Origin of the sequence: Mesorhizobium sp. WSM4898, from assembly GCF_029625845.1 — a bacterium.
Lineage (GTDB): Bacteria > Pseudomonadota > Alphaproteobacteria > Rhizobiales > Rhizobiaceae > Mesorhizobium.
In genome coordinates this window covers 162,776-185,080 of sequence record NZ_JARTVQ010000003.1, presented here as the reverse complement: position 1 = coordinate 185,080, position 22,305 = coordinate 162,776, and the positions used below count along the sequence as shown (strand labels likewise).

The 22,305-nt window shown below is 63.9% G+C and carries 18 protein-coding genes; 10 read left to right on the top strand and 8 right to left on the bottom strand.

Translation table 11 applies throughout. The annotated features are described in order from the left end of the window. Window positions 1-5 precede the first annotated feature (5 nt). The 5 genes from P9228_RS15530 to P9228_RS15510 form a co-directional block, all read right to left on the bottom strand. Window positions 6-1,247, bottom strand: coding sequence for a cysteine desulfurase (locus P9228_RS15530; protein WP_278054216.1), 1,242 nt, complete (start codon window positions 1,245-1,247; stop codon window positions 6-8). Window positions 1,248-1,349: 102 nt separating this feature from the next. Continuing rightward, window positions 1,350-2,630: a Fe-S cluster assembly protein SufD gene (sufD, locus tag P9228_RS15525; RefSeq protein ID WP_278054215.1), complete on the bottom strand. Its 1,281-nt coding sequence runs from the start codon at window positions 2,628-2,630 to the stop codon at window positions 1,350-1,352. Between the two features lie 25 nt (window positions 2,631-2,655). After that, entirely contained in the window at window positions 2,656-3,411 is a 756-nt protein-coding gene (sufC, locus tag P9228_RS15520) for a Fe-S cluster assembly ATPase SufC (RefSeq protein WP_278054214.1), read from the bottom strand. Between the two features lie 26 nt (window positions 3,412-3,437). Further along, window positions 3,438-4,955, bottom strand: a complete 1,518-nt coding sequence (sufB, locus tag P9228_RS15515; RefSeq protein ID WP_278053981.1) for a Fe-S cluster assembly protein SufB — start codon at window positions 4,953-4,955, stop codon at window positions 3,438-3,440. A gap of 238 nt (window positions 4,956-5,193) precedes the next feature. Beyond that, a complete protein-coding gene (locus P9228_RS15510) occupies window positions 5,194-6,354 on the bottom strand; it encodes a cysteine desulfurase family protein (protein ID WP_127248400.1) in 1,161 nt (386 codons plus the stop codon). A 247-nt stretch (window positions 6,355-6,601) separates the two neighbouring features. On the opposite strand from P9228_RS15510, the gene P9228_RS15505 reads away from it, so the two are divergent. Beyond that, window positions 6,602-7,276 (top strand): alpha/beta hydrolase, encoded by a 675-nt coding sequence (locus tag P9228_RS15505; RefSeq protein WP_066995082.1) that lies wholly within the window; start codon window positions 6,602-6,604, stop codon window positions 7,274-7,276. A 29-nt stretch (window positions 7,277-7,305) separates the two neighbouring features. On the opposite strand, the gene P9228_RS15500 is transcribed toward P9228_RS15505, so the two are convergent. Both P9228_RS15500 and P9228_RS15495 read right to left on the bottom strand, forming a co-directional pair. Next, window positions 7,306-8,187 carry a phosphatase PAP2 family protein gene (locus P9228_RS15500; RefSeq protein ID WP_206520502.1) on the bottom strand — a complete coding sequence of 294 codons (882 nt, stop codon included), beginning with the start codon at window positions 8,185-8,187 and terminating at the stop codon, window positions 7,306-7,308. A 6-nt stretch (window positions 8,188-8,193) separates the two neighbouring features. Further along, window positions 8,194-9,837: a glycosyltransferase family 39 protein gene (locus P9228_RS15495; RefSeq protein ID WP_278054211.1), complete on the bottom strand. Its 1,644-nt coding sequence runs from the start codon at window positions 9,835-9,837 to the stop codon at window positions 8,194-8,196. Between the two features lie 338 nt (window positions 9,838-10,175). Here P9228_RS15495 and tyrS point away from each other — a divergent pair, with 338 nt between their 5' ends. After that, window positions 10,176-11,429: a tyrosine--tRNA ligase gene (gene tyrS / locus P9228_RS15490; RefSeq protein ID WP_278054210.1), complete on the top strand. Its 1,254-nt coding sequence runs from the start codon at window positions 10,176-10,178 to the stop codon at window positions 11,427-11,429. A gap of 9 nt (window positions 11,430-11,438) precedes the next feature. Here the strand turns inward: tyrS and P9228_RS15485 are convergent, their stop codons facing one another. Continuing rightward, window positions 11,439-14,849 (bottom strand): DUF3971 domain-containing protein, encoded by a 3,411-nt coding sequence (locus P9228_RS15485; protein ID WP_278054208.1) that lies wholly within the window; start codon window positions 14,847-14,849, stop codon window positions 11,439-11,441. Window positions 14,850-14,946: 97 nt separating this feature from the next. On the opposite strand from P9228_RS15485, the gene P9228_RS15480 reads away from it, so the two are divergent. The 8 genes from P9228_RS15480 (at window position 14,947) to P9228_RS15445 (ending at window position 22,245) form a co-directional block, all read left to right on the top strand. After that, window positions 14,947-15,414, top strand: coding sequence for a peroxiredoxin (locus P9228_RS15480; protein ID WP_095779635.1), 468 nt, complete (start codon window positions 14,947-14,949; stop codon window positions 15,412-15,414). Between the two features lie 165 nt (window positions 15,415-15,579). Next, on the top strand, window positions 15,580-16,863 hold the full coding sequence (locus P9228_RS15475; protein ID WP_278054207.1) for a M23 family metallopeptidase: 1,284 nt from the start codon (window positions 15,580-15,582) through the stop codon (window positions 16,861-16,863). Between the two features lie 98 nt (window positions 16,864-16,961). Then, window positions 16,962-18,434, top strand: a complete 1,473-nt coding sequence (locus P9228_RS15470; protein ID WP_278054206.1) for an FAD-binding oxidoreductase — start codon at window positions 16,962-16,964, stop codon at window positions 18,432-18,434. After that, entirely contained in the window at window positions 18,431-19,165 is a 735-nt protein-coding gene (locus P9228_RS15465; protein WP_066995066.1) for a FadR/GntR family transcriptional regulator, read from the top strand. Before P9228_RS15470 ends, P9228_RS15465 begins: the two co-directional genes overlap by 4 nt. A 2-nt stretch (window positions 19,166-19,167) precedes the next feature. Then, window positions 19,168-19,602: a VOC family protein gene (locus tag P9228_RS15460; RefSeq protein ID WP_067328264.1), complete on the top strand. Its 435-nt coding sequence runs from the start codon at window positions 19,168-19,170 to the stop codon at window positions 19,600-19,602. A 65-nt stretch (window positions 19,603-19,667) separates the two neighbouring features. Beyond that, entirely contained in the window at window positions 19,668-20,720 is a 1,053-nt protein-coding gene (locus P9228_RS15455) for an ABC transporter substrate-binding protein (RefSeq protein WP_278054204.1), read from the top strand. Beyond that, window positions 20,720-21,493, top strand: a complete 774-nt coding sequence (locus tag P9228_RS15450; RefSeq protein WP_278054203.1) for an ATP-binding cassette domain-containing protein — start codon at window positions 20,720-20,722, stop codon at window positions 21,491-21,493. The genes P9228_RS15455 and P9228_RS15450 overlap by 1 nt, the downstream gene beginning before the upstream one ends. Continuing rightward, a complete protein-coding gene (locus tag P9228_RS15445; RefSeq protein WP_278054201.1) occupies window positions 21,490-22,245 on the top strand; it encodes an ABC transporter permease in 756 nt (251 codons plus the stop codon). Before P9228_RS15450 ends, P9228_RS15445 begins: the two co-directional genes overlap by 4 nt. Window positions 22,246-22,305 lie beyond the last annotated feature (60 nt).

Below are 22,305 nucleotides of genomic sequence, written 5' to 3'. Positions count from 1 at the left end.
CATCGTCATCCGAAGAACTTTCGCGCCTTTTCCAGCGCATCGGCCAAAGCGTCGACTTCGGCCTTGGTGTTATACATGCCGAACGATGCCCTGCATGTGGAGGTCACGCCGAAGCGTTTCAACAGCGGCTGGGCGCAATGCGTGCCGGCGCGGACCGCGACGCCTTGCCTGTCGATAAGCATCGACACGTCATGAGCGTGGATGCCCTGCAATTCGAACGAGATGATGGCGCCCTTGCCGGGCGCGTCGCCGAAGATGCGCAGCGAATTGATGGCGCGCAGCCGCTCGTGGGCGTAATTCTTGAGGTCCGCCTCATGCGCCGCGATGCGCTCGCGGCCGACCTTTTCCATATATTCGAGCGCGGCGCCCAGCCCGATCGCCTGCACGATCGGCGGCGTGCCGGCCTCGAAACGGTGCGGCGGCTCGTTGTAGGTGACGATGTCTTCCGTCACCTCCTCGATCATTTCGCCGCCGCCCATGAAGGGCCGCATCTCTTCCAGCATGTGCTTCTTGCCGTAGAGCACGCCGATGCCGGACGGACCGTAGACCTTGTGGCCGGTGAAGACGAAGAAGTCGCAATCCAGCTCCTGCACGTCGATCGGCATATGCACGGCGCTCTGGCTGCCGTCGACGAGCACGGGAATTCCACGCGAATGCGCGATGCGCACGATCTCCTTGATCGGCGTCACCGTGCCCAGCGCGTTCGACATATGGGTGATGGCGACGAGTTTTGTGCTGTTCGTCAGCCGCTTCTCGAATTCCTCGATATGGAAGGCGCCGAGATCGTCGACCGGCACCCAGACCAGCTTCGCACCCTGCCGCTCGCGGATGAAATGCCACGGCACGATGTTGGAGTGGTGTTCCATGATCGAGAGCACGATCTCGTCGCCCTCGCCGATCCTCGGCATGCCGTAGCCATAGGCGACCGTGTTGATCGCCGAGGTGGTGTTGGAGGTGAAGACGATGTTGTCGGTGCTCGGCGCATTGAGGAAGCGGCGTACCGTCTCGCGTGCTTTCTCATAAGCATCGGTCGCGGCATTCGACAGAAAATGCAGGCCGCGATGGACATTGGCGTAGTCCTGGGAATAGGCGTGCTGGATCGTGTCGAGCACCACCTGCGGCTTCTGCGCCGAGGCGCCGTTGTCGAGATAGACCAGCGGCTTACCGTAGACCTGCCGCGACAGGATCGGGAAGTCGCGGCGGATCGCCTCGACGTCGTAGGGAGCGGTTTCGATCTTCTGGTCCATCACAAGGTCTTTCGAGGCTTCGCCTCACTCCGTCCAGCACCCTCATCCGTCTTGGCGCTCCGCGCCAATTCACCTTCTCCCAAGTAGGAGAAGGGGAAAGCGCTATCCGTGCGTCGAAAACCAGGCTTCGAGCCGCGCTTCGAGCGCGTCGACGAGCGCCTCGTCGTCCAGTTCCTCGATCACTTCCGCCACGAAAGCCTTCACCAGAAGGCCGCGCGCCGCTTTTTCGTCGATGCCGCGCGCCATCAGATAGAACAGATGGTTGTGGTCAATCTCGGTGACTGTCGCGCCGTGACCGCAGACGACGTCGTCGGCAAAGATTTCCAGTTCCGGCTTGGTCGAGAACTCACCCTCGTCCGACAGCAGCAGCGTGTTGCACGCCATCTTGGCGTTGGTCTTCTGCGCGTATTGGTGGACGTTGATGCGACCCTGGAAGACACCCCGCGCCTTGCCGGTCACAACGTTGCGGATCACTTCGGTCGAGGCGGTGTGCGGCACGGCATGATCGAGCACCATGGTGGTGTCGGTATGCGTGTCGCCGGCCAGAAGGTTGATGCCGCGCAGCTTGAAATCGGCGCCTTCGCCAGTCGTCCTGACCACGACTTCCTGGCGCACCAGCTTGCCGCCGGCGTTCATCACGAACAGCGTCAGCTTGGCGTCCTTGCCGATATGCGCCTTGAACTGGGCAAGGTGCGTTGCCGTGTCCGGCTGCTCCTGCACGATCAGCCAGGTCACCTCGGCGCCGTCGCCGACCACGAGCTGGCTGACCGAGCTGACAAGCGCCTCGCCGTCTTCGCTTGCCTCGCCCGTCTGGCGCTCGACGATGATTGCCTTGGCGCCGGCTCCGACACGTGCCAGGAGCCGCACATGCGTCTGACCGCCGGCCTGGAGGTTCTGCAGCTCGATCGGCTTTTCCAGCTCGGTGCCGTCGGCGATGTCGACGAAATAGCCGTCGGCGACGAAGGCCGTGTTCAGCGCGCCGATTGCGTCATCGGCGCCATAGCGATCGAGCCCCGGCGCGATACTGCCGTCGGTGAGCTTCTCCGACAGGCGCTCCACCGTGACGCCTTCGATCTCGGGAGCCTTGGCGCTCGAAACGCCGTTCAGCACCGGCAGAACGGCCGAACCGTCGAGGACCGGATCGAGCGCCTTTGCGATGTCCCCGGCCTCGAAGGCCGGCACCGAGGTCAGCAGCCGGCGCAGGTCCGTATAGTGCCAGGATTCGACGCGGCGCGTCGGCAGGCCGTGCTTGATCGCCTCGATCGCGTCGTCGCGCTTGACCATCACTGCGCCGTCGCCGGGCAGCAGCGATAGCCGCTCGCCGAAGGCGTCGATCAGCGCCGTTTCGGCCAATGTCCGCTGGGGCTGTGCGTGCATGTTCATTGCTCTTGCCTCACTTGGCCCCATCTCACGCGGCTTGCCCGATCACGCCGGCATAGCCGTTGGTTTCAAGATCGAGCGCAAGCGACTTGTCGCCAGACTTGATGACCTGGCCCTTGTAGAGCACGTGCACGCTGTCCGGCACGATGTGCTCGAGCAGGCGCTGGTAGTGGGTGATGACGACGATCGCGCGTTCGGGCGAGCGCAGCGCGTTGACGCCATCGGCGACGATCTTGAGGGCGTCGATGTCGAGGCCTGAATCGGTCTCGTCGAGCACGCAGAGATTCGGCTCGAGCAGTTTCATCTGCAGGATTTCGGCCCGCTTCTTCTCGCCGCCGGAGAAGCCGACATTGAGCGGCCGCTTCAGCATGTTCATGTCCATGTTGAGCGAAGCGGCGGCGTCCTTCACGCGCTTCAGGAATTCCGGAACCTTCAGGGGCTCCTCGCCGCGCGCCTTGCGCTGCTCGTTCATCGCGACTTTCAGGAATTCCATGGTCGCCACGCCCGGTATCTCCATCGGATACTGGAAGGCGAGGAAGATGCCGGCGGTGGCACGTTCGGCCGGATCCATTTCGAGGATCGACTGGCCGTTGTAGAGGATGTCGCCTTCGGTGACCTCGTAGTCCTCGCGGCCGGCGAGAATGTAGGACAGCGTCGACTTGCCCGAACCGTTCGGGCCCATGATGGCGGCGACCTCGCCGGCTTTGACCGTCAGGTTCAGGCCACGGATGATCTCCGTGCCGTCCTCGACGATGCGGGCATGCAAATTCTTGATCTCAAGCATATTTTTTTCCTGAATATCTTCTGCGGTCAGCCGACCGAACCCTCGAGGCTGATGCCGATCAGCTTCTGCGCCTCTACGGCGAACTCCATCGGCAGCTGTTGGATGACGTCCTTGACAAAGCCGTTGACGATCAGCGCGATCGCCTCTTCCTCGGGAATCCCGCGCTGCATCACGTAGAACTTCTGGTCCTCGGATATCTTCGACGTCGTCGCCTCGTGCTCGAACTTCGCCGTCGCGTTCTTGGCTTCCATGTAGGGCACGGTGTGCGCGCCGCACTGGTCGCCGATCAGCAGCGAATCGCAGTTGGTGAAGTTGCGGGCGTTGGTCGCCTTGCGGTGCGCCGAGACCTGGCCGCGATAGGTGTTCTGCGAGAATCCGGCGGCAATACCCTTGGAGATGATGCGGCTCGACGTGTTCTTGCCGAGATGGATCATCTTGGTGCCGCTATCGACCTGCTGATAGCCGTTCGACACCGCGATCGAATAGAACTCGCCGCTGGAATCGTCGCCGCGAAGGATGCAGCTCGGATATTTCCAGGTGATCGCCGAGCCGGTCTCGACCTGCGTCCACGAGATCTTCGAACGGGCGCCGCGGCAGTCGCCGCGCTTGGTGACGAAATTATAGATGCCGCCCTTGCCCTCGGCGTCGCCCGGATACCAGTTCTGCACCGTCGAGTATTTGATCTCGGCATCGTCGAGCGCGATCAGTTCGACCACCGCGGCATGCAGCTGGTTCTCGTCGCGCTGCGGCGCCGTGCAGCCTTCGAGATAGGAGACATAGGCCCCCTCTTCGGCGATGATCAGCGTGCGCTCGAACTGGCCGGTATTCTTCTCGTTGATGCGGAAATAGGTCGACAGCTCCATCGGGCAGCGCACGCCCTTCGGCACGAAGACGAAGGAGCCGTCGGTGAACACGGCCGAGTTCAGCGTGGCGTAGAAATTGTCGGAAGTGGGCACGACCGAGCCCAGGTATTTCTGCACCAGCTCAGGGTGCTCGCGGATCGCTTCCGAGATCGAGCAGAAGATAACGCCGGCCTGAGCCAGCTCCTTCTTGAAGGTGGTGACGACCGACACGGAATCGAACACGGCGTCGACTGCGACGCGGCCGGACTTGTAGACGTTGTCGTTGGCCTCCTCCAGCTCCGAAGCGTCGGTCTTCTGCACGCCGGCGAGGATCTCCTGCTCCTTCAAAGGAATGCCAAGCTTCTCGTAGACCTTGAGCAATTCGGGATCGACCTCGTCCAGCGACTTCGGTCCCGGCGTGCTCTTCGGTGCCGCGTAATAGTGGATGTCCTGGAAGTCGATCTTCGGATAGTGGACGCGCGCCCAGGTCGGCTCTTCCAGCGTCAGCCAGCGCCTATAGGCGCCCAGACGCCATTCCAGCATCCAGTCCGGCTCGCCCTTCTTCTCGGAGATCAAGCGAATGATGTCTTCGCTCAGGCCCTTGGGGGCCTTATCCATCTCGATCTCTGTCTGGAATCCGTATTTATACTGGTCGACGTCGATCTTTCGGACTCGATCGATCGTCTCCTGCACAGCAGGCATAAGCGTTCTCCATCCACGCCGGGGTCAAGGCCCGGCAGTTTTCAAACTATGGCACCGCAGAAACGCGCCCCAGGAAGGACTCGGCTGCGGAGTAAGCTCCATATAGTGCGTTCTGGCCGGAAATTCACCCGTCCAGACGAAACGCACGGCTCTACCAGGCCGGATGGCCTGAATTCGTTTTTCGAGCACCGGATTTCAAGAGCCGCCGGGGGATCTCTTGTCCGATGCCTTGCCGCCGTCAGGCAGCCTTTTCTTTTCCAGCCCGACGCGCGGCTATGCCCGCCAGAGCCGCCCGGAACGCCTCGATTTCCTCGGCGCCGGTGGCGCGGCCAATCGAGACGCGCAATGCGCCAAGGCTCTCGCCGTGGCCCATCGCCTTCAGCACATGGCTTGGCCCGACTTTCCCCGACGAGCAGGCGGAACCGGCCGACAGCGCAACACCGGCGAGATCGAAGGCGATCTGCGCCGTCTCGGCCTTGACGCCGGGAATAGCGAAGAATGTCGTATTGGCAAGCCTTGGCGCTGCCGCTCCAAAGATTTCCGTATCAGGGACGAGCTCCCGGACGATGGCTTCGACCTTGTCGCGACGGCGCGCGACCGCTTCCATGTCTTCCAGGCCGGCGAGTGCTGCCCGCGCCGCGGCACCAAAACCGGCAATGCCGGGAAGATTCTCCGTGCCGGCGCGATGGCCCTTTTCCTGGCCGCCGCCTTTGATCAGCGGCTTCGGCATCATCAGATCGGCCCGGGCGACGATGGCGCCGACGCCCTTCGGGCCGCCGATCTTGTGCGAGGAAAGGATCAAATAATCGGCATAACCGGCTGACATGTCGATCGGAATCCGTCCTGCCGCCTGCACGGCATCGACGACCAGCACGCCGCCCGCTTCCTTGACGATCTCGGCGATGCGTCCGATCGGCTGGATCACCCCCGTCTCGTTGTTGGCGGCATGGATCGCCACCAGCGGCAGGCCGGCAGCCTTGTCATGCGCGGAGAGCGCCGTAGTCAGCGCCTCGAGATCGGCAATGCCGTCTCGATCGACGCCGATCCTCGTCACCTGCGGCGCCGAGAACCGCCCGCCATTCAGAATGCAGGGATGATCGGCGGCCGAGACATAGAGGTGGCTGATGCGGACAGAGCCGCGCCCCATCTGCCAGTCGGGAGCAAGCAGCGTCGATGCGGCTTCCGTCGCGCCGGAGGTGAACACGACGTGCTCGGGCCTGGCATTGACCAGCCCTGCCACGTCACGCCTGGCATCCTCGATCAGCCGCCGCGCCGCGCGGCCCTCGCTGTGAACCGACGACGGATTGGCGGCATCGAGCGCCGCGACCGCCGCCGACCGCGCCTCTGCCATGAGAGGTGCGCTGGCGTTGTAGTCGAGATAGGCGCGAGTTGCGGCCATTTTCCTTCAGTCGATCCTGTCAGCAGCCATTCCGCGAGGACAGCGCGTTATTTCCTTGAAATTGCAAGGCGAGCCGTCCTATTTACCCGGCTTGCGGCGCGGGCGGCCGAGAAAATGCGTTCTCGGCACCCAGTTTTGAACAATTCTAAACTAGCTTCTAGGAAGACGCTTGCCCGGCGTCAAGGCCACAGAATGGGCCAAAGGAAGAGTCCGGGCTCGCGCCTTCGTATGCCACGTGGAGTATTTCATGCCTGAGGTCATTTTCGCCGGTCCGGCTGGTCGCCTGGAGGGCCGTTACCAGCCTTCCAAGGAAAAGAGCGCGCCGATCGCCATTGTGCTGCATCCGCACCCGCAATTCGGCGGCACGATGAACAACAAGATCGTCTACGACCTCTTCTACATGTTCCAGAAGCGCGATTTCACCACGCTTCGCTTCAATTTCCGCGGCATCGGCCGCAGCCAGGGCGAGTTCGACCACGGTACCGGCGAATTGTCGGACGCGGCCGCTGCGCTCGACTGGGTGCAGTCGCTGCATCCGGATTCCAAGAGCTGCTGGGTCGCGGGCTATTCCTTCGGCTCATGGATCGGCATGCAGCTGCTCATGCGCCGGCCCGAGATCGAGGGCTTCATCTCGGTCGCCCCGCAGCCCAACACCTACGATTTTTCGTTCCTGGCACCCTGCCCGTCGTCCGGCCTCATCATCCATGGCGATGCCGATAAGGTGGCGCCGCCCAAGGACGTGCAGACGCTTGTCGACAAGCTGCACACGCAAAAGGGCATAACCATCACCCAGAAGACTATCTCCGGCGCCAACCATTTCTTCGCCAACCACGCCGAACTGCTGATCGACGAATGCGCCGATTACCTCGACCGGCGTCTGGCCGGCGAGCTCGCCGATCCACGGCCGAAGCGGCTGAGGTAGATTTCGGGCTAACCTGAGACCAAATAGCTCTACGGGCGGTCAGCCGACAATTGCTCGCGGCTCCGCCTCGCCAACGATGTTTTACCCTTGGATCCACTGGAAGACAGCAGCCGGAACGTGCGCTTGGGCACGGGTCTGGTCGACGACGGCCGCCGGAAGATGAAACCGAGCCGCGCGAAGACCAACCCTGCGGCGATCGCAAAGGCTAGGCCGAGCCCAAAGCCGGCCACTGTGTCGCTCGGATAATGCGCGCCGACGAAGACGCGCGTCGAAGCGATCAAGGCCGTGAGCGCAAGCGCAATGTGCCAGCGCCTTGGAAACAGCAGCAAGAGGACGCCGAACACCGCCCCCATCGTCGTGGCATGGCCGGACGGAAAGCCGGCGAAGCGCGCATCCATGGCGAAGGGATGCAGCGACAGCACCCCGTAATCGTTGAAATAGAGCGGCCGGGCCCGGCCGATGCCGTATTTCAGTAAGTTGACGGCCAACCCGGAAAGACCAACCGCGCAAAGCACCAGGAAAGCGAAGCAGGTCCAATTGTAGACGAGCAGACGCGACGACCTGGAAAGCCGTCGCCAGTCCGTCAGGTTGGCTGCGACGAGGCAGAGAGCGGCGGGGATGAGATACCAGCCGCCCAGGCCGAAATCCGTTAAGAAGTCGGTGAAACGGACGAAGCCTGGCGTCCACCCGCCGCGCATCCTGCCGGCTGCGCTGTCCAGGGTGAGGCCAATGGCTATGGCCAGCAGAAGCCATGCAGAGACCCAGACGAGCCAGGGAATCTCGGGATAGCGCGCGGGACGCACTGCAAAACGCCGCTGCACGATGCGCGTCGTGACGAGGAAGTTGCCGAGCGAACGGCGGTAAAAAGAAACGGCGGACATCGCTCTATAGGGAACTTCGAGCTCCGACATTATTCCTCACTGGGCCACTCGATAAAGGCCGAGCGCCAGCTTGTCTCCTGACGAATAGTTGAGCCCGTCGATCTCGGTCAGTCGCTTCGCCGACTTGCCCTGCCCGGCAAGCAGCTCGTTGAGCTTTTGCTCCTCCTTGACCGGCGCCAGTCCCAGCGCACAGGTCGGATCGGCCAGCAGGTGCTTTGCCACGCCATCGACGTCGGTCAGCACGGTCTTGGTCCCGACCAGGAACACCAGGCTCGGCTCGTGATAGGGGGACGAGGCGAGCACCGTGGTGTCGCAAGGACGGTTGGCATCGACGGCTGCCTTGATGGCCGGGCTCAGCCAGATCGGCTTCAGCGACGGCGCAATCACGCCGAACAGCAGGCTGAACGTTACGCCCGCGCCGATCGCGATCGCCGCGATGCGTTCGAGCGGCACCTGCAATTGGCGCGGGAAAGCCAGATAGCCGGTCACGAGCGCGGCGATTGCCGCCGGAATGCTCCACCAGGAAAAGGCTTTTGCGAGATAGAGCGGCGCGCCTATGCATACTGCGGCTAGCCCGATCGACACGACGACGACGCCGAAGGCGGTCGACCACCACAGCCAGTTCTGCCAGCGCTTGAGCGGCGCATTGGCCTTGTCTTCCTGCAAGGTGAGCAGCCAGCCGATCAGCAGCGCCATGCCGGGATAGGCCGGCAGCACATAATGCGGCAGCTTGGTCGGGATCGCCTCGAACACCAGCCAGAAGGGGATATACCAGGCGAGACAGAAGCGCAGGCGGGGGTCGTCCCAGAAGCGGTTGATGGCCTGCAGCCCGGCGCCGACCGCGATCAGGCCGAAAGGCCACATGAACAGCGAATAGGTGAGCATATAGAAGCCCGGCGGCAGGCCATGCGATTCCTCGCCTTGCGCCACCTTGTTCAGCATGTCCTTGCCGACCGCCTCCTGGAAGAAGGCGCCGCCGCTCTTCCAGCTGATGAGGATGATCCAGGGCAGCACGATGACGAGCACGATTGCGACGCCGCGCACCAGCTTCAGCTTTAAAAGCCAGCGCCAGTCGCGTTCGAAGGCGAACAGCGCGCCGGCCGTCAGCAGCGACAACAGCGGAGCGACCGGACCCTTGATCAGAATTCCCAGTCCCTGCGCGATCCAGAAGATCCATGGGAGGTGGCCGGCAATCGGCTCCTTGCGGCGGGCGGCCAGATAGACCTGCGCCAACGCGCCTTGCGCGGCCACGCAGCAGGCGAGCAACATGGCGTCGGTCTTGGCGTCGCGGCCTTCGAAGGCGGTGGCGAAGATGGCGGCTATCATCAGGCCGGCGGCAAGGCCGGCATTGGCGCCGAAGAGTTTTGTGCCCGTCCAGCCGATGCCCACGACGGCGAGCGCAATGCCGAGCATCGAAACCAGCCGATAGACCCAGATCGGCGCTTCGGCCCCCTCACCGCTCAATACGACGGCCGCCGATTGCAGCCAATAGATGCCGATCGGTTTCTTGTAGCGCGTCACATCCTGCAGGCGGATGTCGATGTAGTCGCCGGTCTCGACCATCTGCTTGGTCGACTGGACGAAGCGGGATTCGTCGCGGTCGATCGGCGGCAGGCTTGCCAGCCCGCTGACGGTCATCAGGATGCTGAACAGAAAGAGGAGGAGATAGTTCCTGTTCATCGCGGGAGCTTGTCCGATCTGATCTGCGGGATAGCCCCGTCGCGGCGCGTCGGGGCGTGCTGCCCTTGCGCGGGCGCCTCATTACGCCAGCAAAAGAGGCGAAGCAAGGATGCGGCGATAGCAGGCAAAGCCCCAAGCCACTTTTGCTGATCGCCCATTTGCCCGTTGAAGCGCGATCCCACGCAAACCGGAAACCACTTTTGCTGATCACCTGTTTGCCTCTTGAAGCGCGATCCTACGCAAAACCGGAAACCACTTTTGCTGATCGCGCTTGGATGCTAAACGCGCCCCTTCACGTCAAGCTCGGCCAAATGCCGTGCGATCTCCGGGAAGAAAAGATGTCCGCCTTCAAGTCCGATTTCCTGCGCATCATGAGCGAGCGCGGCTTCATCCACCAGATTTCGGATGAAACCGGCCTCGACCAGCTTTTCGCCAAGGAAACGGTGAGCGCTTATATCGGCTTCGATGCGACGGCGAAGAGCCTGCATGCCGGATCGCTGATCCAGATCATGATGCTTCACTGGCTGCAGCAGGCCGGCCACCGGCCGATCGCGCTGATGGGCGGCGGCACCTCGATGATCGGCGATCCTTCTTTCAAGGACGAGGCGCGCAAGCTGCTGACGCCTGGGGACATTGAGAGCAATCTCGTCGGCATCCGCCGCAATTTCGCGCCTTATCTCAAATTCGGCAGCGGCGCGGGCGACGCGGTGATGGTTAACAATGCCGATTGGCTGATGGAGATCAACTACGTCAGTTTCCTGCGCGATGTCGGCCGGCATTTCTCCGTAAACCGCATGCTGGCCTTCGATTCCGTGAAGCTCAGGCTCGACCGCGAGCAGTCGCTGTCGTTCCTCGAATTCAACTACATGATCCTGCAGGCTTACGACTTCGTCGAGCTCTACAAGCGCGTCGGCTGCCGGCTGCAGATGGGCGGCTCCGACCAGTGGGGCAACATCGTCAACGGCATCGATCTCGGTCATCGCATGGAAGGCGTGCAGCTGTTTGCGATGACGACGCCGCTGCTCACCACCTCGTCGGGCGCCAAGATGGGCAAGTCGGCCTCCGGCGCTGTCTGGCTCGACGGCGATATGCTGTCGCCTTACGAGTTCTGGCAGTACTGGCGCAACACCGAGGATGCCGATGTCGGGCGCTTCCTGAAGCTCTACACGACGCTGCCGCTGGATGAGGTCGCGCGCCTCGAAAAGCTCGGCGGCTCGGAGATCAACGAGGCGAAGAAGATTCTCGCCACCGAGATCACCGCCATGCTGCATGGCCGCGAGGCGGCCGAAACGGCTGCAGAGACCGCGCGCAAGACTTTCGAGGAAGGCGCGCTCGCCGACACGCTGCCCAGCATCGACGTCGCCAAGGCTGATCTCGAGGCCGGCATCGGAATCCTGTCGCTGTTCGTCACCGCCGGACTCGCCGGCTCCAATGGCGAAGCGCGCCGGCACGTCCAGGGCGGCGCCGTGCGCCTCAACGACCAGGCGGTCACGGATGACCGGCGCGTAGTGACGCTCCAGGACCTGGGCGCGGAAGGTGTAGTGAAGCTCTCGTTCGGCAGGAAGAAGCACGTTCTGGTGCGGCCGATCTAGTCGGCCTCATCACCGATATTCGAAGATTGAGCGAAAAATTCCCGGCGCCACCACCGACAGCGGATTGATGTTGAGCGTCGGCTTGTTGGCGTTGCCGCGCAGCCGGTAGGTGACGCCGATCAGGCCGCGGTCGCGGCCGTTGCCGAGCAGCGGGCCGAACAGCGGCAGTTCGCCGAAGATGCGATTCAGCCCATAGACCGGCATGAAGGTGCCGGTCATGTCCATATTGTTGTCCTGGTCGTAGAGCGTGCCCTGGAAGGTGGTGCCGATGCGCGGACCGCGCAACAGACCGTTTGCCAGTCTGAGATAGCCGGAGCCTTTGTCGATCTCGGCATAGCCGCGCTCGAACTGCACCCTTGAGGTGTCGATGTTGGCCTTGACCGCCTGGTTGAGGCTGCGCGTATCGCCGGCCGGCCTGGTCGACACGATCGACGCAAGCTTCGGCTCGTTGACGACATAGAAATTGCTGGCGTCGACCTGGCCCTTCATTGGCCCGTCGGCGTCGCCCGCCAGCGACAGCGTGATAGCCCCGCCCTCCATATGCTCGTAAATGTTGAGGAAGCGCAGGATAGCGCCGGCATCGGCCGATTTCATCCTGAGGGACCGGCCGCCGTCGCCGGTGGTGTTTCGGACGGCAATGGCGGCACCCGAACTCGCCGTCGCGCTGACATCGAGACCATTCACCCGGGAGCCGGCAGCGCTGTAATTCAGCTTGAGGTTCGACAGCACCTCGTCGTGAAAGCCGGTCAGCGACTTCACGTCGGCGCTGACCGAGATCGCGTCGGCGCCGGCGCCTTTTGTGGCTGTATCGACGTCTGAGGTGAACTGTTTGATCAGCGAGCGGGCGTCGAGAGAGTCGCCGCTGACGTTGACCGCATAGCTTTTGCCCGACCGTTTGACCGAGACCGCGACGTCGTCTCCTCTGTTGAGCGCGACCTTGCTGAACCGGGCCGAGGACAGCGCCCCGTTGACCAGTGTCACATCGCCGTCGATCGAAAAGCTCTTCCCATCGAGATCGAAGTCGGACAGCGTGGTCGTGCTGCCGGACTTTGCCATCGTGAAGGTGACCTTGGCCGGAATGCCGGCACCCTTGCTCCATCCTGCCCAGGGGATGTCGAGCCTTGCGTTGGTCAGGTCGGCCGACACGTTCTGGACGCCCTCGCCGCTCTTGTCGATCGCCACCTTGATGGTTCCGGAAAGCAGCGGCGACAGGCCGGGCATTGCTGCAGCGCGCGTCTTGTCGTCGATCACCAGCGCGACCTTACGGCTGCGCGGCGGGCCGCTGTCCTCGAGCGGCTCGACCAGGTCGAGCTCGGCTGGAATGCCGTTCAGCTTCGCCTTCGCCGATATCACCGCACGGTCGGGGCTCACGGTGATCGACCCGTCGGCCTCGGTCACCATCTGGTCCTCGAACGGCTTGGCTAAGGAAAGATCCTGGTAGTCCAGCGCCACCAGCCAGTCGAGCCTCGAGGTATCGACGCCGGAAGTCAGCGGAATGTCGGCCCGCACATGCCCGGTGACGGTGCCGCTCAAATCCTCAGGCGCAAGCCCGACATGGCGCATGGCGTTGATCGGCTCAAAGGAGGCGAGTTCGGCGATCGCCGTGGCTTCGCCAGCGACATCGATGTCGAGAGAGCCGATCACGGGCGAAACATTCGCCTGCTTGATCGTCAGTGTGCCCCCGCTTGCCGCCACGGTGCGGCCGCTCGGCATAAAAACGCTGCCCGAGGACAGCGTGATATCGACATCGTTGCCGTGGAAGGCAACGACACCGACCGCATCGCGGATCGGCGGAATGCGCCCCGCGGTATCGAAGCGCGAGCCCTCGACCTGGAAGCGGCCGAACACCTCGTCGCCGGAAAGCGGAACGCCGTTGCCGAGCCGCCCAGGAACGACCTGGAACTGCAGGTTGGCGTCGACCACACGGCCGCCGAACAGGTTGTCTAGCACCCAAAGCCGCGCGTTGCGGGCGGAGAACCAGGGCCACAATTGCTTCACATGCGAAACCGGCATGTCGTGTACATTGAGCGACAGCGACACACCCGGCGGGCCATTGTCGATGAAGGCGAGCGACGCCGTGCCCAGCACGTCGCTCGAACCCCCGGAGCGGACGCCGATCTGCTCGGCGACGAGCTTGCGGCTCTTGGTCTGGTAGACGCCGGCGACCCGGGCAAGAAACTGAAGCGCCGGCTCCGGCGATTCCGAAGGCGCGAGCGTCGAGCCGTCGCTGACAAGGTCATAGCGGTAGGACGGCTCCTCGCCCGCGGCTGCCGGTTTCGGCCCGACCGAGCCTGAGAAATCGAATGTCGAGCGGCCGGTCCTGATCAGCAATTTGTCGACCGAGACCTTGTTTGATCCCGCGACCAATGTGGCCCTGGCATCGACGTCGGCCGGCAGCAGCCCGCGCGAGCCGAGATCGAGCACCGAGCCGCCGAGCGACAGCGACGCCGTCAGCCGCGACGGCGTGTCGCCGGACGCCTCGACGCCCGAAAGCTTCAGCGCAACAGAACCAAGCTTGCCGCCCTGGGCGGCGAAGTTCCCGCCGCTGGAGCTTCCCTGAGCGGGCGTTACGCCGACGTCCGCTATCGCGACGGCGGCGTCCAGCGATGCGATCCGCCTGGCGCTCGGATCGCGCGCCGCGGAGGCGCTCAGGCTTACATGTCGGCCGTCGACATCGGCTTTTGAAGACAGTTCCATGCTGCCTGTGCCCGTCTGCCCAACCGTGGCCTCGGCGACGGTCAGACGCCTGACCGATCCGCCCGGCGGCAATTCGAACTCGACGTTGCGGAGGTCGATCTGGCGCATCGATTCCGCGCTCACCGCATCCAGCGCCGCGTTGACGCCGCCAAACACCGCCGCCGATACTTTCTCCGGATCGACCAGGCCATCCTCGTTGCGCATAGCCGCAGTCCAATCACCGCTCCCGGACGGCATGGCGGCGACCATGATGCGAGCATCGGAGAACCGGGCGCTGGTGAGCTTGACCTCGCCGGATAGCAGCGGCAGCAGGCGCATGCCGAAGCGGACGCGCCCGACATCGGCCATCGGCTTGCCGTCGGCCGTCTTCAAGCTGACGTCGCTGACCTGCAGAGCGACGAAGCTCGACCCATCGAGCGTCAACCGCGCCGGCCCAACGGTGACGTTGAGATCGACGCCAGCGAGCTTCTCGATGGCCGTCTCGGCTTCGGCGCGAAGTCGTTCCGTGCCGATGCCTGACGTGCCAAGCACATAGACGCCAATTGCCGCCAGAAGCACCAGCGCGCAGAGTCCGGCGAACACCCGGCCGAGGATGCGGAAGCGCCGGCGCACCGAAGCACGGCCGAGCGGCGGCACGCTGCACGCGGACGGAAAGGCCGCCAGGTCGGTGATCTCGTCACGCCTGAACCTGATCTTCTCGTGCTGCGGTTGCTCCTGATCCAAGCAATATTCCGTTGTAAACGTACTCGTCGTGGACGAATCCCCGCCTCACGTTATATCGATGCTCGATCCGCGCGTAACCGCAAACAAGGGCATCGACATGGCTGAACTCGACGTGGGCGACGTTGCGCCGCAATTCGATCTTCCGCGCGACGGCGGCGGCTCCCTCAGCCTCGCCGCGATCCGGGGAAAACCTGTCGTACTCTACTTTTATCCGCAGGACGACACCACAAGCTGCACCAACGAAGCGATCGGCTTCTCGCAGCTGAAGCCGGAATTCGAGAAGGCCGGCGCCGTGGTCATCGGGCTGTCCCCCGATAGCGTCAAGAAACACGACAAATTCAAGGCGAAATACGATCTCACCCTCGATCTCGTCGCAGACGAGGAGCGCAAGGCGATCGAGGCCTATCATCTGTGGGTCGAGAAGACGATGTACGGCCGCAAGTACATGGGTGTCGAGCGCGCCACCTTCCTGATCGGCCAGGACGGACGCATCGCCCGCATCTGGCGCAAGGTGCGCGTCAAGGGCCATGCCGAAGAGGTGCTGGAGGCGGTGCGCGCGCTCTGAAGCGGGGCAGACCCAAAGCTTCCGCGATTTGCTGGCCTCCTTCCCTGCAAGCTGCCACCCGCGCTGCGGGAATTGGTTAAGCCGACATCGCGGCCAGCAAAGCTTTGTTAACCCTAATAATGTGTAATCGAGCTGTCGTTGGAGTCGTAACGAAAGCTTGGTCCCGTGAATTCAAACGGTCAGTCAGCGGTCTTCGGCAGGCGCAAGGAGCCCCATACGGTCATTATCGCCCGGGGCAACGAGATCCGGCATTTCACCATCCGCCCGTGGCTCGCCGCCTTCATCGGGTCGGCGCTTGCGGCGATCGCCATCGGCTATCTGCTCGCCACCTCCTACCTGGTGCTGCGCGATGACCTGATCGGCGCCACCACGGCCAGGCAGGCACGCATGCAGCAGGCCTATGAGGATCGCATCTCCGCGCTTCGCGCCCAGGTCGATCGCATCACCAGCCGCCAGCTTCTCGACCAGCAGCTCATGGAGACCAAGGTCAGCGAGTTGCTGGCCAGGCAGACCCAGCTCAGCCAGCGCCACGGCCGGCTCGGGCCGATCCTCGAACGCGCCGAGAGCGAGGTCGGCGATGTGCCCGCCGCAGCCAATGCCACCGCGACTAAACCCGACGAGCGCGCCGAGATCACCGGCGGCCTTTCGCAGGCCCCGACCTACTCCGTCGCATCGTTGGGCGCCGGCGACACGAGGCCATTCTCCCTGTGGTCGACACGCTCCGACCCGCTAGACAACGAAACGGCGGCGGATCGTGCCGACAAGCTCTTCGTGTCGATCAACGCTTCGCTCAAGGCCATCGAGAACCAGCAGCTCACCCGTATCACCACGCTTGCGGATAATGCCTACCGCAACGCCGACGCGATCTCGCAGGCGCTGCAAGCCGCCGGGCTGCCGGCCGACACAGATCTCGACAAGAACGGTGTCGGCGGACCGCTGGTGCCGCTCGATTCTTCAATGATCTTCGACAGCAAAGTCAAAGAGCTGGATGAAGCTCTTGATGCGCTGGATCAAGTCAAGAAAGAGGCGCGCAAGCTGCCGCTCAGCAATCCCGCGCCGGGCCATACTGTGACCAGCCCGTTCGGGGTGCGCACCGACCCGATCCTCGGCACGGCCGCCCTGCATACGGGAATGGATTTCAGGGCGCCGATCGGCATGCCGGCGAAGGTCACCGCTGCCGGGATCGTCACCAAGGCCGGCTGGAACGGCGGCTACGGCCGCATGGTCGAGGTCGACCACGGCAACGGCTTTGCGACGCGCTATGGCCACCTCAGCGAGATCGACGTGACGGTTGGCCAGAAGCTCGCCGCCGGCGACGTGATCGGCAAGACCGGCAGCAGCGGCCGCTCGACCGGTCCGCATCTCCACTACGAAGTGCGCCACAACGGCGAGGCGGTCGATCCGCTGCGCTTCCTCGCCGTCGGCAAAAAGGTCGCGCAATACCTTTAACGCACGCCTCGCGGCCGACTGAGGTCCCTCCAGACTTATCCACCGTTTTGCTTGGCAGCGCTCGCTTTGGATTGACTCAATTCAAGTTGTAGGATGATATGCATCACCCTATCGCCTCACCGATTGCGCCGCTGATGACCATTCGCAGCCTCTCACCGCAAATCCTCAGCGTTTTCGAAGACGCAGTGGGGCCGAGCGGTCTCACCGCCGACACTGCTGGAATGGCGAAGTATCTCGGCGATTGGGCCGGCGACTATCGAGGCAGCGCGCTGGCCGTGCTGCGCCCCGCGTCGGTGGCGGAGGTGCAGGCGCTGATGCGTCTGTGCGGCGAGTTGGGGCTCGGCGTCATTCCACAGGGCGGCAACACCGGCTTGGTTTCGGGCGCCATCGATGACACCAGCGCCGGCGTGATAGTCGTCAGCCTGGAGCGGCTGAACGCCATCCGCCGGATCGATCGCGCGAACTTCACACTTCAGGCGGACGCAGGCTGCGTGCTGCAGACGATCAAAGAGGCAAGCGAGGCCGAAGATTGCCTGTTCCCACTGGCGCTCGGCGCACAAGGCAGTTGCCAGATCGGCGGCAATGCCGCGACCAATGCCGGCGGCGTCAACGTGCTGCGCTACGGCATGGCGCGCGACCTGATCCTGGGGCTGGAGGTTGTTCTGGCCGATGGCGAGCTGTGGAACGGCTTTTCCGGGCTGCGCAAGAACAACAGCGGTTATGACCTGAAGCAGCTGTTCATCGGCTCCGAGGGCACGCTCGGCATCATTACCGGTGTGGAGGTCAAGCTGTTCCCGAAGCCGGCCCGTGTCGAGACCGCCTATCTCGGCCTCCTCTCGTTCGAAGCGGCCATCGGCCTTTTCAACCGAGCGCGCCGCGGCTGCTCCGATCTGATTTCCGCCTTCGAGATCATCGGCTCCGAATGCATCGATTTGGCCCGGCTGGTCGATCCTGGAATGACGGCGCCTGTCGCAGGACCCGTCCATGCGCTGATCGAATTGTCCTCCGGACCGACCATCGACCTCAACGGCGTGCTCGCCAGTTTTCTAACCGATGCGCTCGAAGGCGGCCTGGTGGCCGACGCAGTCCTCGCGACCAGCAACGCGCAGGCTAAGGCCTTCTGGGCGATCCGCGAGGGACTGGTCGAGGGCCAGGCGAAGCGCGGCTACCACGTGCGCACCGATCTCTCGGTGCGCATTTCCGATATCCCTGCCCTTGTCGAGCGCGCCCGCCGCTTCGTCGCCACCGAACATCCGGGCTGGATTGCACTGGCCTATGGCCATGCCGGCGACGGCAACATCCATTTCAATGTGCTGCCGCCGCTCGATCTCGCTGATGGCGAAGCGCGGGTGCGCGGCGAAGAAATCACGGCCGGACTCTACGACATCGCCGTCGGCCTCGGCGGCTCGATCAGCGCCGAGCACGGCATCGGCCGCAGCCGTGCCCGAGAATTCTGGGCCGGGCTTTCGCCAGCGCATCGCCGCATGGTTGCCGCGCTGAAGACTGCGCTCGACCCTAAAGGGGTGATGAACCCCGGCTGCCTGCTGCCCTCGACGGAGCGTTTTTTATGAAGCAGAGACTGGCCGCCATCGGCACCGTCGAAACCCTGCCGCACCGGGTCGCGGCCTTCCTCAGCCGCGAGATCGAATCCGGCGAGTTGAATCCCGGCGCGCGGCTGCCGACCGAGCAGGAGCTTTCCGAGAAATTCGGCGTCAGCCGCAATGTGGTGCGCGAGGCGATCGCCCAGCTCAGGGCCGACGGCATGATCGAGGCGCGGCAAGGCATCGGCGCCTTCGTGCTGGCGCCCGAGCAAAGGGCGGCGATCCGCATCGACCGCGAGGCGCTCAAGGATACCCACAATATGGAGCGGCTGTTCGAGCTGCGTTGCATCCTCGAGGCCGAGTCGGCGGCGCTCGCCGCGGCGCGGCGCGGGCAGGAGCATCTTGATTCGATCAAGGCGGCGCTCGACCGCATGGGCGGCGAGGAGCGCTGGGAAGAAGGCAGCATCGACGCCGACCTGCTCTTCCACCGCGAGATCGCGCGGGCGACCGGCAACAGCTACATCCACACCTTCATCTCTTTTGTCTGTGAGCAGATCCGCCAGTCGATCCACTATGCCCGCATGACCAACCCGCTGCACGATCTCGTCGAGATCAATGTCGGCGAGCATGTGCGCATCTACGAGGCGCTGGTGGCGGGCGATCCGGCGGCGGCGGAAGCAGCAATGCGTACGCACATCATCGGCGCTGCGAACCGCGTCGGCGTGAAGCTGCCACTCTCCAAGACCGGCGGGACGAAATAGTCATGCCGGCCAACCTCACCCGCATCTCCGACGTCTGCCTGCTGGTGGAAAATATCGAGCGTACGGTCGACTTCTATGTCGGGAAACTCGGCTTCCGGCTGCGTCGGCGTGCCGAAGGCTTTGCCGATTTCCATGGCGAGGGCGTGACGCTCGCCGCCTGGGAGCTCGACCACATCAACCGACACACCGGCGTCTCGAACCAGAGATCGCCGCGCCAAGCGCACAAGGTTTGCGTCGCCGTCCAACTCGGATCGCCAGCCGAGATCGACCGGCTGCACGGCGAATTAAGCGCCAAGGGCGTGCCCTTCTATGGACCGCCCGAAAACTACGTCTGGAATGCGCGCTGCGCCTATTTCACCGATCCGGACGACACGCTTTGGGAGCTTTACGCCTGGCTCGACGGCGGCCCTGGCGACTACCACGACCAACAGCCGTAGCGACGCCGCGCCGAGGGAGCGGCGCTTGGAAAGAAGAGACAAGAAGTCTGCAACAGGAGCGAAAAATGAGTGGGAACCAAGACTACGAATTGAACCGCCGCGCTTTCGTGAAGGGCGGCCTCGCAGCGGTCGCAGCCGCGTCAGCCGGTATGCAATTGGTGTTGACGCCGGGCGCCAGGGCCGCCGGCAAGGTCGTCATCCAGTATGACTGGCTGATGTCCAATGGCCAGATCGGTGACATCGCGGCCGTCGCCAACGGCTATTTCAAGGATGCCGGGCTCGAGGTGGAGTTCAGCCCTGGCGGGCCCAACGCCTCGACCGTGCCGCCGGTGATCTCCGGCGCCGCGCAGCTCGGCCAGTTCTCGGAAACGCCGCAGCTTTATGCGGCGCGCGCCAGCGGCGTGCCGATCAAAATCATCGCCTGCGGCTTCCGCACCGGCCCCTATGCGCTGACCTCGAAACCGGGAAAGCCAATCCGCAATGTTGCCGACCTCAAGGGCAAGAAGATCGGCATCCAGCCGACCGCGCGCTTCGTCATCGATGAGATCCTGGCCAAGAACGGCATCGACCCGTCGGAAGTCACCATCGTCAATGTCGGCTTCGACAAGGCGCCTCTGGTGCGCGGCGACGTCGACGCCATCGGCGGCTGGATCACCAACACCCAGGCGCTGAGCGCGGTCGGCGAGGACCGCATCGATCTCCTGGTGCGCGACCTCGGCCTCGCTTCCTACGCCGACGTCTATTTCGCGACCGACGCGGCGATCGAGAAGGACCCCGACACACTGGCGAAGTTCGTCGGCGCGGTCGGCAAGGGCTGGGGCTGGGTTCACGCCAACCCCCAGGAAGCGGTGAAGAAGATGGTCGCCGCGTATCCGGAGATGGATCTCGGCTGGGAAGAGAAGACCGTCAACCTAGTGCTGAAACTCTCCTTCGACGGCGCGACCGCCAAAGATGGCTGGGGCACGTTCGACCCTGCCTCCATCGAGGAGCAATTGACGCTGCTCGACAAGGTCGGCCAGTACCCGAACGGACGCCCGGCCGCCAAAGATGTCTACACCACGAAGATCCTGGAGCTTTCGGCCGCGGACCGGCCCAAGCTCGACGCGCCCGCGGCCTGATGCCGAACGCCATCGAAGCGCAGAAGCTCGATGTCGGCTATGGCGGCCGGCAGAAGGTCGTCAAGGTGCTGTCCGGCCTCGACCTCACGGTCGCGGCCGGCTCCTTCCTGTCGATCCTCGGCCCGTCGGGCTGCGGCAAGTCGACCTTACTTCGCGTGGTGGCGGACCTGCTCGACCCGCTGGACGGCACGATCAGCGTGCTTGGGGCCACACCGCACGCGGTGCGCTCGCGCCGCGACGTCGGCTTCGTCTTCCAGGATTCCACCCTGCTGCCCTGGCGCACGGTGCGCGACAATGTGCGCCTGCCGCTCGGCGTCGGCCAGCGCAGCCTCACACGCAAGATCGATGACCGCAGCAGCGAACTGCTGGAGCTGATGGGGCTTGGCGGACTCGGTGAACGCCTGCCGCATCAGCTTTCGGGGGGCCAGCGCCAGCGCGTCGCCATCGCGCGCGCCCTGCTTAGCGAGCCCAGGCTGCTTCTGATGGACGAGCCGTTCGGCGCGCTGGACGAGATCACGCGCGATCGCCTCAACGACGAATTGCTGACGCTCTGGCGGCGCACCGGCACAACGATCCTTTTCGTCACCCATTCGATCGCCGAAGCCGCCTATCTCGGCGAGCGCGTCATTGTGCTGGCTGCCAATCCGGGACGGGTGGTGAAGGACCTCGACCTGCGGCCCTTCAAGCAGGAAGGCAACCGCTGCAAGCGCGAGGATGCGGCGATCGTCGGCGCCATGGCCGAGTTGCGTGCAGCGCTGGAGCGCGCATCGTGAGACCGGCGCCGCTTGCCCCGCAAATGGCGATTGCACTTCCGGTTCTGGGCGCGGCGTCGATCCTGATTGCCTGGCAGTATCTCCTGCCGCTGCTCGGCGTGCCGGCCTATATCGTGCCGACGCCGACGGCGATCTTCGGCGTCTTCCAGAAGAATTTCGCCCTGCTCATCGACAATCTCAGACCGACGCTGATCGAGGCGCTGGCGGGCTTCGTCATCGGCAATCTCGCCGCCGTGCTGCTTGCCGTGGTCTTCGTGCACAGCCGCATCCTGCAGGCCGCCTATTTCCCGATCGTGCTGTTCTTCAACACCATTCCGATCCTGGCGCTGTCGCCGATCATCATCCTGATCTTCGGCCTCGGCATGACGCCAAAGATCGTCATCGCCGCCGTGATCTGCTTCTTCCCGACCCTGGTGAACATGATCCGGGGCCTGGATTCGGCAAGCGACAACGAACACGAGCTGTTCCGCGTGCTGTCGGCGACACGCTCGGAGATCTTCTGGGCTCTGCGCCTGCCCCGCGCCTTGCCGATGCTGTTCTCCTCGCTGCGCATCGCCTCGGCCACTGCGATAATCGGCGCCATCGTCGGCGAATGGATCGGCTCGGACAAAGGCCTCGGCGCGCTGATCATCCAGGCGACGTTCAACTATCAATCCGACCGGCTCTACGCCGCGATCGTGCTGTCCTCGTCGCTGTCGATCGCGCTTTTCTGCATCGTCGTGCTGATCGAGCGTCGCGTCATCAGATACTAGCTTTCCGCACACTGCCCGGGTCGCAAGCGCCGGGGCCGCAGGGAAACTTGCTCCGGTCGG

Coding starts and splice junctions, on each gene's coding strand:
- P9228_RS15470 (WP_278054206.1), top strand. CDS start 16,962: ATGCATCACCCTATCGCCTCACCGATTGCGCCGCTGATGACCATTCGC.
- sufD (WP_278054215.1), bottom strand. CDS start 2,630: ATGAACATGCACGCACAGCCCCAGCGGACATTGGCCGAAACGGCGCTG.
- P9228_RS15465 (WP_066995066.1), top strand. CDS start 18,431: ATGAAGCAGAGACTGGCCGCCATCGGCACCGTCGAAACCCTGCCGCAC.
- P9228_RS15460 (WP_067328264.1), top strand. CDS start 19,168: ATGCCGGCCAACCTCACCCGCATCTCCGACGTCTGCCTGCTGGTGGAA.
- sufC (WP_278054214.1), bottom strand. CDS start 3,411: ATGCTTGAGATCAAGAATTTGCATGCCCGCATCGTCGAGGACGGCACG.
- P9228_RS15495 (WP_278054211.1), bottom strand. CDS start 9,837: ATGAACAGGAACTATCTCCTCCTCTTTCTGTTCAGCATCCTGATGACC.
- P9228_RS15505 (WP_066995082.1), top strand. CDS start 6,602: ATGCCTGAGGTCATTTTCGCCGGTCCGGCTGGTCGCCTGGAGGGCCGT.
- P9228_RS15530 (WP_278054216.1), bottom strand. CDS start 1,247: ATGGACCAGAAGATCGAAACCGCTCCCTACGACGTCGAGGCGATCCGC.
- P9228_RS15480 (WP_095779635.1), top strand. CDS start 14,947: ATGGCTGAACTCGACGTGGGCGACGTTGCGCCGCAATTCGATCTTCCG.
- sufB (WP_278053981.1), bottom strand. CDS start 4,955: ATGCCTGCTGTGCAGGAGACGATCGATCGAGTCCGAAAGATCGACGTC.
- P9228_RS15455 (WP_278054204.1), top strand. CDS start 19,668: ATGAGTGGGAACCAAGACTACGAATTGAACCGCCGCGCTTTCGTGAAG.
- P9228_RS15450 (WP_278054203.1), top strand. CDS start 20,720: ATGCCGAACGCCATCGAAGCGCAGAAGCTCGATGTCGGCTATGGCGGC.
- P9228_RS15510 (WP_127248400.1), bottom strand. CDS start 6,354: ATGGCCGCAACTCGCGCCTATCTCGACTACAACGCCAGCGCACCTCTC.
- P9228_RS15500 (WP_206520502.1), bottom strand. CDS start 8,187: ATGTCGGAGCTCGAAGTTCCCTATAGAGCGATGTCCGCCGTTTCTTTT.
- tyrS (WP_278054210.1), top strand. CDS start 10,176: ATGTCCGCCTTCAAGTCCGATTTCCTGCGCATCATGAGCGAGCGCGGC.